The organism is Vibrio sp. 1F255 (genome assembly GCF_041439145.1).
GTDB classification, from domain to species: domain Bacteria; phylum Pseudomonadota; class Gammaproteobacteria; order Enterobacterales; family Vibrionaceae; genus Vibrio; species Vibrio crassostreae_C.
Genome location: NZ_JBGONQ010000027.1, coordinates 71,385 through 80,716 on the forward strand (window position 1 = coordinate 71,385; position 9,332 = coordinate 80,716).

A 9,332-nucleotide genomic window follows, 5' to 3' on the forward strand; every position below is an offset into this window, starting at 1 on the left:
ATTAACTTATTTAGAGCTACATTCCCATGAGTAAGATTGTTTTAGCAACAGGCAACCAAGGTAAAGTTCGCGAGATGGCAGATATTCTGTCTGAGTTTGGTTTTGACGTTGTCGCGCAAAGTGAATTTAACGTTTCAGAAGTCGCTGAAACAGGAACGACTTTCATTGAAAATGCCATCATCAAAGCTCGCCACGCAGCGAAAGAAACAGGGCTGCCAGCCATTGCTGACGACTCAGGTTTAGAGGTTGATTACTTAAATGGTGCGCCAGGTATCTATTCAGCGCGTTACTCAGGTGAAGGGGCAACCGATAAGCAGAACATCAAAAAACTATTAGATGCGATGCAAGGTGTCGAAACTGAAAAGCGTACTGCGCGTTTCCACTGTGTGTTGGTGCTAATGCGTCACGAGAATGATCCAACACCTCTAGTGTGTCACGGTAAATGGGAAGGTCGTATTCTTACTGAAGAACACGGTGAGAATGGCTTTGGCTACGATCCTGTGTTCTTTGTACCAGAAGATAACTGCGCCTCAGCAGAGCTTGAATCTTCGCGTAAGAAGCAACTATCACACCGTGGTAAAGCGCTTGCGTCACTATTCAAGACTCTCAAGGAGCAAGCTCTGTAATGCACAATGCAGCGCTAATACCACCCGCACTTAGCCTCTATGTACACATCCCATGGTGTGTACAAAAGTGTCCGTATTGTGATTTTAACTCTCACGCTCTGAAAGCCGAGATCCCTGAAAAAGAGTACATCGATGCACTGCTTGAGGATCTCGATACTGATATCGAAAAATATCAGCTCAATGGTATGCCTCGCCCACTGCATTCGATCTTTATTGGTGGCGGTACCCCAAGCCTGTTTTCTCCTGAAGGAATTGGCCGATTGTTACAAGGCATTGAACAGCGCATCCCGTTCAAACCTGAAATAGAAATCACCATGGAAGCCAACCCGGGAACTATCGAAGCTGAGCGTTTTGCAGGTTACCAAAAGGCAGGCATTACTCGAATCTCGGTGGGTGTGCAAAGTTTTGAGCAAGAGAAACTGGAAAGACTTGGGCGTATTCATGGTCAAGATGAAGCGGTAAATGCCGCTCATTTAGCGCATAAGATTGGATTGAATAGTTTCAACTTAGACTTAATGCACGGCTTACCCGATCAGAGTATTGAACAAGCGTTGGCTGATTTGGATAAAGCGATAGAACTCGACCCTCCGCACTTATCTTGGTATCAGCTAACAATAGAACCTAACACCATGTTCTATTACAAAACACCAACGCTGCCTGATGATGATGACCTTTGGGATATCTTCGACCTAGGCCATAAGAAGCTCGCAGACGCAGGGTATGTGCAGTACGAAATTTCAGGCTACAGCAAGCCGGGATATCAGTGCCAACATAACCTCAACTACTGGCGCTTTGGTGACTATCTAGGTATTGGCTGTGGCTCTCATGGCAAGCTGAGCTTTACAGATGGACGCATTGTTCGTACCACTAAGGTTAAGCACCCTAGAGGCTATCTAGCTGCGTACCAAAACATGGTAAAACCTTATCTATCAGATGAATTTGAAGTGCCGAATGAAGACCGCCCTTTTGAATTTTTCATGAACCGCTTTAGGTTAATGGAAGCATGTCCAAAGCAGGATTTCATTGATACGACAGGGCTTGGTTTTGACTCGATTCAAAAAACGATTGAATGGGCAAAAGAGCTAGGCTACTTGAAGGAAACCGACACTCACTGGCAGATCACTGAAAAAGGAAAGCTGTTTCTCAATGATCTGTTAGAAGCCTTTATGGCAGAAGAAGACGAGTAGTTCGAGATTCGAGAAGCATTGCGTAAGGGTTGGCTTTAGGGTCAACCCTTTTTGTTTTATAGCCCTCTCTCGGAGCGAAGCGTTCTATAGGACAACGTCCGTGCTCGAATCTTTCTCTTAGAAAATAGAACGACCAATTCGCTCTGAAAGCAACTCTAGAGCCTTAGTACCTGCGAGCGAGTTGCCAGAAGGATCAAGCTCTGGAGACCACACCGCAATCGTCATTTCGCCAGGAACGATAGCAATAATACCGCCACCAACGCCCGATTTTCCTGGCATACCAACACGGTAGGCAAACTCACCAGCCCCATCGTACAAGCCACACGTCGCAAGCAAAGCATTCAACTGCTTGGTTTGAACTGGCGTGATGATCTCTTTCTTGGTTTGAACCGACACGCCTTTGTTTGCTAAATAGCTAAAGGTTTTTGCCAAATCCACACACGTCATTTTAAGCGCACAAGCGTGGAAGTAGTTATTCAGAACTGGGATAACATCATTCTCAAAATTACCAAATGAACGCATCAAATAAGCAATGGCAGCATTACGATCGCTGTGCATCATTTCAGAAGCCGCTACCACCTTGTCATACACAATATGAGTATCACCCGATAACTGACGCACAAACTCTAACAAGCGGTGCCTAGGCGCAGACAAGCGGCTTTGTAGTAGGTCTGCAACGACAATTGCCCCCGCATTGATGAACGGGTTGCGGGGAATACCATGCTCCATCTCAAGCTGAATCATCGAGTTAAAGGCTTGACCAGAAGGCTCTTTGCCTACTCTTTGCCAAATCTCTTCAGGCTTATATAGCACCATAGCTAGCGTCAGGCTCAAGGCTTTAGAAATAGATTGCACAGAAAATGCTTCTTCAGCATCGCCTGCTTTAATCACCTCACCTTCATTGGTGTATACCGCGATCGCCAGTTTCTGGTTCGATACGCGAGCCAGTGCAGGGATATAATCAGCGACCTTTCCCTGTCCAATTAAAGGACGAACTTCGTCTAAGATCTCGGCCAAAATAGCTTGAGTTGGTTTCATGTGCGCTTACTTCTATATTGTTATTTTTGTAGGGGGTGTGACATTACTTTCTGTCCTTAAACCTTTATCGCAATAAAAGCCTAAGGACAAAAAAGCCAACATTACAATAATGTTGGCTTTAATCAATCCCATAAAGTGTAGGGGTTAAACCCTAAGTCGGATTACCCTTCACTTAATTTGATTCGAAGTTACTTAGTACGCTTGAACTTAATATCCCAAACACCATGACCTAAACGGTGGCCACGCGCTTCAAACTTAGTTAGCGGGCGCTCATCCGGACGAGGGATGTAATCACCATCTTCAGCGATGTTTTCGAAGCCTGGAGCTACGTTCATCACTTCAATCATATGTTCTGCGTAGTTTTCCCAGTCTGTTGCCATGTGGAAAACACCAGTATCAAGTTGAAGCTTGCCGCGAACCATCTCTGCAAACTCAGCCTTAACGATACGACGTTTATGGTGACGAGCTTTGTGCCATGGGTCAGGGAAGAACAGTTGCAGAGTATGCAGGCTGCTATCTGGGATCATGTGTTCAAATACTTCTACAGCATCGTGACACATTACACGCAGGTTAGTTACGCCAGCATCGCGAGCTGTACCTAAACACGCACCAACACCCGGGCTATGAACTTCAATACCTAAGAAGTTTTTCTCAGGTGCGTTCTTTGCCATTTCAACCAGTGATGCACCCATACCGAAGCCAATCTCTAGTACAACCGGGTTATCGTTGCCAAATACTTCTTTCCAGTTAAGAAGCTCTGGGTTGTAGTCGATACCCATTGTTGGCCAACATTCATTCATCGCGTTCTCTTGGCCTTTTGTTAAGCGGCCTTCGCGGCGAACAAAGCTACGGATCTTACGAACCAGTTTGCCGTCTTCAGTATATTCGTTAGTGGTCACTTCACTCATTGATTTTTGCCTGCACATTGATTAATCAAAGCGGGGATTATCCAAAGAATTGCCTCCGGTGCAAGTCTTTCCGTGGATAAATTCCCACACAATTTGTCTGTTTTACATCCAACGTTAAGTGTGGTGCAATTTCGCTTCTAATAATAGCAAAGCATAGAGCATGTCGTGACTCCTTTCGCAACCGCCATATTAAAGTGGTATGACGCCTACGGGCGTAAAGAATTGCCTTGGCAACAAAACAAAACCGCCTACACCGTTTGGCTATCTGAAATCATGCTTCAGCAGACTCAGGTTGCTACGGTGATTCCATACTACCAACGCTTCTTAGAACGCTTTCCAACGGTTATCGACCTAGCGAACGCCGAACAAGATGAGGTACTCCACTTATGGACAGGGCTTGGTTATTACGCACGAGCTCGCAATCTACATAAAGCAGCCAAGATCGTTGCTGAGCAATATGGTGGTGAATTTCCGCTGTCTATCGAAGAGATGAACGCGCTACCGGGGATTGGTCGCTCAACAGCAGCAGCCGTCTTATCATCGGTTCATAAACTTCCTCATGCGATTCTTGATGGCAATGTAAAACGAACGCTTGCGAGAAGTTTTGCCGTTGAAGGTTGGCCGGGGCAAAAGAAAGTCGAAAACCAGCTTTGGGAACACGCCGAAGCACATACTCCGAACAAAGATGTCGATAAGTACAACCAAGCAATGATGGACATGGGTGCCATGGTTTGTACCCGTAGCAAGCCTAAGTGCACCTTGTGCCCGATTGAAAGCATGTGTGAGGCCAAGAAGCTCGATAGACAGCTCGACTTCCCTGGCAAAAAGCCTAAGAAAGAAAAGCCAGTAAAAGACACATGGTTTGTGATTCTGTATCACGACAACCAAGTGTGGCTCGAACAGCGCCCTCAATCTGGTATCTGGGGCGGACTGTTCTGTTTCCCTCAAAATGAAAACGCAGAGATCGAACATCAATTAGATCTTCGTTCGATCAAAGATAGTGAAACCGATTCGATCAAGACCATGATTGCGTTTCGACATACTTTCAGCCACTACCATTTAGATATCACACCTGTATTAGTAAAATTAGATAAACAACCAGATTTGATAATGGAAGGGACTAAAGGTCTCTGGTATAACTTATCAAAACCGGAAGAAATTGGCCTAGCCGCTCCTGTAAAGCAGCTTATTGAGAGCCTACCCTTTGAACTGAACGACGACGTTTGAATCAACGAACGCGATAAGAGGAACCACTATGAGCCGCACTGTATTTTGTGCTCGCCTTCAAAAAGATGCTGAAGGCCTAGATTTTCAACTTTACCCAGGTGACTTAGGTAAGCGTATCTTTGACAACATCTCTAAAGAAGCTTGGGGACAATGGCAAAGCAAGCAAACCATGCTTATCAATGAGAAGAAGCTAAACATGATGGATCCTGAACATCGTAAACTTCTTGAAACTGAGATGGTTAACTTCCTTTTCGAAGGTAAAGATGTCGTTATTGATGGCTACACTCCACCAAGCGAATAAGACATTTATTTAAGCAATTTTTAATGACATCATGGTTAACGCTGCGATGTCATTTTTGTATGAGGAACTATGAAAAAGCTAAGTTACTTCCTAACAGCCATGTTATTAACTGGCTGCAGCCGTGAATTTGTCGAAAGCATTTATGATGTCAATTACGAGCCAACCAACCGGTTTGTGAAGAATTTAGCTGAGCTACCCGGACAATTTGAAAAAGATACCGGGGCGCTAGATTCATTAATAGATAGCTTTTCAGGCAACATTCAAAAACGTTGGGGTAGCAGTGAAATCAAGATAGCAGGTAAGAGTAACTATGTGAAATACATAGATAATTACTTAAGTCGTTCAGAAGTGAATTTTAGCCAAGGCCTGATAACGGTGGAAACGGTTTCCTCTACCGAACCGAAAAAACACCTCAAAAATGCGATCATGACGACCCTTTTGACGCCAGATGATCCGGCGCATGTCGATCTATTCTCTTCTAAAAGCATCAAGCTAGAAGGCAAACCTTTCCTCTATAATCAGGTCGTAGACCAAGAAAAAAAGCCCATTCAATGGACTTGGCGAGCGAACCAGTTTGCGGATTACCTGATCGCGAATAACCTAAAAACCAAAGAAGTCGACTTTAAAAAAGCCTACTACGTTGAAATCCCAATGGTGGCCGACCACGCTAGCCAGCGTAGTTATCAATATGCCGACATCGTTCGACGAGCGTCTCAGCGTTATGACATCCCTGAAGATTTAATCTACGCTATCATCAAGACAGAGAGTAGCTTCAACCCGTACGCCGTAAGCTGGGCTAATGCTTATGGTCTTATGCAGGTGGTACCTAAAACCGCTGGTCGAGATGTATTTGAACACGTCAAAAAGAAACCTGGTGAACCAAGCCCTGAGTACTTATTCAATCCAGAAAACAACATTGATGCTGGCACCGCATACTTTTACATCCTTAAAAATCGTTATTTGAAAGACGTAAAAAACCCATTAACGCTTGAATACAGTATGATTTCAGCCTATAACGGCGGTACTGGTGGCGTACTCAATACCTTCAGTAAGGACAGAAAGCGAGCAATGCAAGACTTAAACTCGCTGCAACCGAGCCAAGCCTACTGGGCGCTTACCAAGAAGCATCCAAATAAAGAGTCGCGCCGATACCTCGAAAAAGTAACGCAATTCAAAAAAGAATTTAACCAAGGTAAAACATAACCCTCACTTTTGAATAAAAAAACAACGAACGAACGGTTTTTTTAGTTATTTTCAAAAAAGGAGTTGACGGTTATGCAGAAAATCCGTTTAATAGCGCTCCGTTGCCCGGATAGCTCAGTCGGTAGAGCAGAGGATTGAAAATCCTCGTGTCGGTGGTTCGATTCCGCCTCCGGGCACCACAATTTGATTTGTTGGTGTCAACACTCTTTAACAGGGAGTAACAACACGGACAAAAGCATAAAGAATTTAGTGTGCCGACTTAGCTCAGTAGGTAGAGCAACTGACTTGTAATCAGTAGGTCACCAGTTCGACTCCGGTAGTCGGCACCATTCTTTTGCCTCGATAGCTCAGTCGGTAGAGCAGCGGATTGAAAATCCGCGTGTCGGTGGTTCGATTCCGCCTCGAGGCACCATTATTTGGTGCTTAACAAATAATGGTCTTTATAGACCTGATGTTGACACAAATAATTCCCCTTTAGTTCAGTTGGTAGAACGGCGGACTGTTAATCCGTATGTCGCAAGTTCAAGTCTTGCAAGGGGAGCCACATTCAAGAAAGCCAAGTCGAAAGACTTGGCTTTTTTTCGTTTGAACAAAAACAAACTCTATTCAATATACACATCAGCTCCTCACTAACTCTTAATCAGTCTCGATAAATTGAGTTATCTCCTTTTAGTACTCTTACTACAGCAGTTGATTCTAAGTTCTATAAAGCATATCCACTACAACAGAACCAACGCCTTATAAAGTTCATGACCCGCTAATATTCACATTAAAACAAATAGAACCAAGTCCTGTTACTTTTTTTTCTTCGAAAATTTAATCCCTATCATACTTTGATGTCTTTCTAATATCTGCCTTACACCACTTAGATTAAGATTCGATGAATTATACCTAATACTAATTATTGAATCGCTGCGCGGGGAAATATGAAACTAAAAACGCAAGCTTACTTATTATCGGGCATCATCTTGATCGCCCTGCTAGCACTGACGGCTACAGGCTTATGGACCTTAAGAGTTGCTAGCAACATGGACAACAAAGCTCGCGTAACAGAGCTGTTTAAGAGCGCATACAGCATTCTTACTGAAGTCGAAAAAATGGCGATTGATGGCACACTAGAAGAAGAGCAAGCCAAGCAACTAGCTACTCGCCTTCTACGCAACAACATCTATAAAGATAATGAATATGTTTACGTAGCCGATGAGAACATGACGTTTATCGCGACACCATTAGATCCTCAACTGCACGGAACCAGTTTTAACGACTTTAAAGATGGCGACGGCAATAGTGTTGGGCAGCTAATCCAAAGAGTACTTGGTAATCGTACTGGCGAGATCATTGAGTACACCTGGACACAAAAACTGCCAGATGGAACGATTGAAGAAAAACTGTCTATTGCAGAGAAAACGCCACATTGGGGTTGGGTTGTCGGCACTGGTATCGGGTTCAATGAAGTTAACGCTCGTTTTTGGTCTACTGCTCAATGGCAGCTATTCCTTTGTGTCGTGATTGCTGGTCTTATTCTGGCGAGCCTAATTGTATCCATTAAACGCATGCTAGCGCTTCTTGGCGGTGAACCTAAAGACGTACGAGAAGCAGTACAAGCCGTAGCACAAGGTCGAATTCAAACCTCTTTCGAAACTCAGGCAATTGACGGCAGTATCTATCACGCCGTACAACAAATGAGTAAGTCATTGGCTGAGCTAGTATCAAACCTTGACGCTTCAATGCTGGCATTAAGAGGCGAACTGCAGCGCGTAGAAGATCGCGCTGGGTCAATTGGTCAACTGACAGACACCCAACAGCAATCAACAGAGATGATCGCGACAGCAATGACCGAGATGGCCTCTTCAGCCAATAACGTAGCTGCTTCAGCTAGCGATACCGCGCGCAACACCGACGAGGCCGACAAACAGAGCCAGCATACCCAACAACTCATTCACAACACAGTAGATAACATTCAAGGCTTAGCAGACCAACTAGGCACAGCAAGCGAAGCTGTCGCTAACCTAGATAACGATGTAAACAACATTGCAAAAGTATTGGATGTGATTGGTGATATAGCGGAGCAAACTAACCTATTGGCACTAAATGCAGCCATTGAAGCAGCTCGAGCTGGCGAACAAGGTCGTGGATTTGCTGTTGTAGCAGATGAGGTTCGTAACCTTGCAGGCAGAACACAATCGAGCACAAAAGAAATCCAATTAATGATTAATAACCTTCAAGAGGGATCTCGCAACGCAATTCAAACCATGGAAGTGTGTGCCGCGACCAGTGAAAGCACCGTAACAGAGTCTCAAAACGCCTCTGAAGCACTACAACAGATTGTTGTCGCATTAGAGTCCATTTCATCAATGAGTCATCAAATCGCAACAGCGGCCGCTGAGCAGACTCAGGTGAGCGATGATATATCGAAGCGTATCAATATGATCGAAGAGAGCGGTAACCAACTGAGCAATGTCGTAACAGAAAGTCATAACAGCACCCAAACTCTTGCCTCTCTTTCCAACGAATTAGAAGCTTGGGTTAATAGGTTTGAAGTAAAACACTAAACTCCCTAGAAAATTTTCAAATAAAAAAGCACGTTTTCATACGTGCTTTTTTTATTTCGGCGCCCATTCAGTGTAGTTAACCGTAGTTTTACTATCTTTTAGGGCATGCTAGACCTAGGTTTTTCACCCCAAATGAGCAAAAACAACCCACTAAGTATAGAAAAACATCAAACGATACTTTTTTTGCAATTTAATGTTGACCCAGAACGCGAAAACACGTTTAATACACCTCGTCGCCCGGATAGCTCAGTCGGTAGAGCAGAGGATTGAAAATCCTCGTGTCGGTGGTT

The 9,332-nt window shown here is 44.3% G+C and carries 8 protein-coding genes and 4 tRNA genes; 10 read left to right on the forward strand and 2 right to left on the reverse strand.

The annotated features are described in order from the left end of the window. Positions 1-26 precede the first annotated feature (26 nt). On the forward strand, positions 27-626 hold the full coding sequence (locus ACED41_RS15335; RefSeq protein ID WP_017062247.1) for an XTP/dITP diphosphatase: 600 nt from the start codon (positions 27-29) through the stop codon (positions 624-626). Continuing rightward, positions 626-1,813: a radical SAM family heme chaperone HemW gene (gene hemW, locus ACED41_RS15340; protein ID WP_017062248.1), complete on the forward strand. Its 1,188-nt coding sequence runs from the start codon at positions 626-628 to the stop codon at positions 1,811-1,813. The genes ACED41_RS15335 and hemW overlap by 1 nt, the downstream gene beginning before the upstream one ends. Before the next feature lie 117 nt (positions 1,814-1,930). On the opposite strand, the gene glsB is transcribed toward hemW, so the two are convergent. Both glsB and trmB read right to left on the reverse strand, forming a co-directional pair. Next, positions 1,931-2,851: a glutaminase B gene (gene glsB, locus ACED41_RS15345; RefSeq protein WP_017063193.1), complete on the reverse strand. Its 921-nt coding sequence runs from the start codon at positions 2,849-2,851 to the stop codon at positions 1,931-1,933. A gap of 188 nt (positions 2,852-3,039) precedes the next feature. Continuing rightward, complete coding sequence (trmB, locus tag ACED41_RS15350; RefSeq protein WP_017062250.1) at positions 3,040-3,759, reverse strand: tRNA (guanosine(46)-N7)-methyltransferase TrmB; 720 nt, start codon at positions 3,757-3,759, stop codon at positions 3,040-3,042. A 165-nt stretch (positions 3,760-3,924) separates the two neighbouring features. On the opposite strand from trmB, the gene mutY reads away from it, so the two are divergent. The 8 genes from mutY to ACED41_RS15390 all read left to right on the forward strand — a co-directional run bounded on the left by mutY (position 3,925) and on the right by ACED41_RS15390 (position 9,042). Next, complete coding sequence (gene mutY / locus ACED41_RS15355; RefSeq protein ID WP_371725227.1) at positions 3,925-4,986, forward strand: A/G-specific adenine glycosylase; 1,062 nt, start codon at positions 3,925-3,927, stop codon at positions 4,984-4,986. 28 nt (positions 4,987-5,014) lie between these two features. Then, positions 5,015-5,287: an oxidative damage protection protein gene (locus ACED41_RS15360; RefSeq protein WP_004735465.1), complete on the forward strand. Its 273-nt coding sequence runs from the start codon at positions 5,015-5,017 to the stop codon at positions 5,285-5,287. A gap of 69 nt (positions 5,288-5,356) precedes the next feature. Next, entirely contained in the window at positions 5,357-6,490 is a 1,134-nt protein-coding gene (gene mltC, locus ACED41_RS15365) for a membrane-bound lytic murein transglycosylase MltC (protein WP_017063191.1), read from the forward strand. Positions 6,491-6,593: 103 nt separating this feature from the next. After that, positions 6,594-6,669, forward strand: a tRNA-Phe gene (locus ACED41_RS15370). 74 nt (positions 6,670-6,743) lie between these two features. Continuing rightward, positions 6,744-6,819, forward strand: a tRNA-Thr gene (locus ACED41_RS15375). 7 nt (positions 6,820-6,826) lie between these two features. Continuing rightward, positions 6,827-6,902, forward strand: a tRNA-Phe gene (locus ACED41_RS15380). Positions 6,903-6,958: 56 nt separating this feature from the next. After that, positions 6,959-7,034, forward strand: a tRNA-Asn gene (locus tag ACED41_RS15385). A gap of 382 nt (positions 7,035-7,416) precedes the next feature. Further along, positions 7,417-9,042, forward strand: coding sequence for a methyl-accepting chemotaxis protein (locus ACED41_RS15390; protein WP_371725228.1), 1,626 nt, complete (start codon positions 7,417-7,419; stop codon positions 9,040-9,042). Positions 9,043-9,332: the final 290 nt, after the last annotated feature.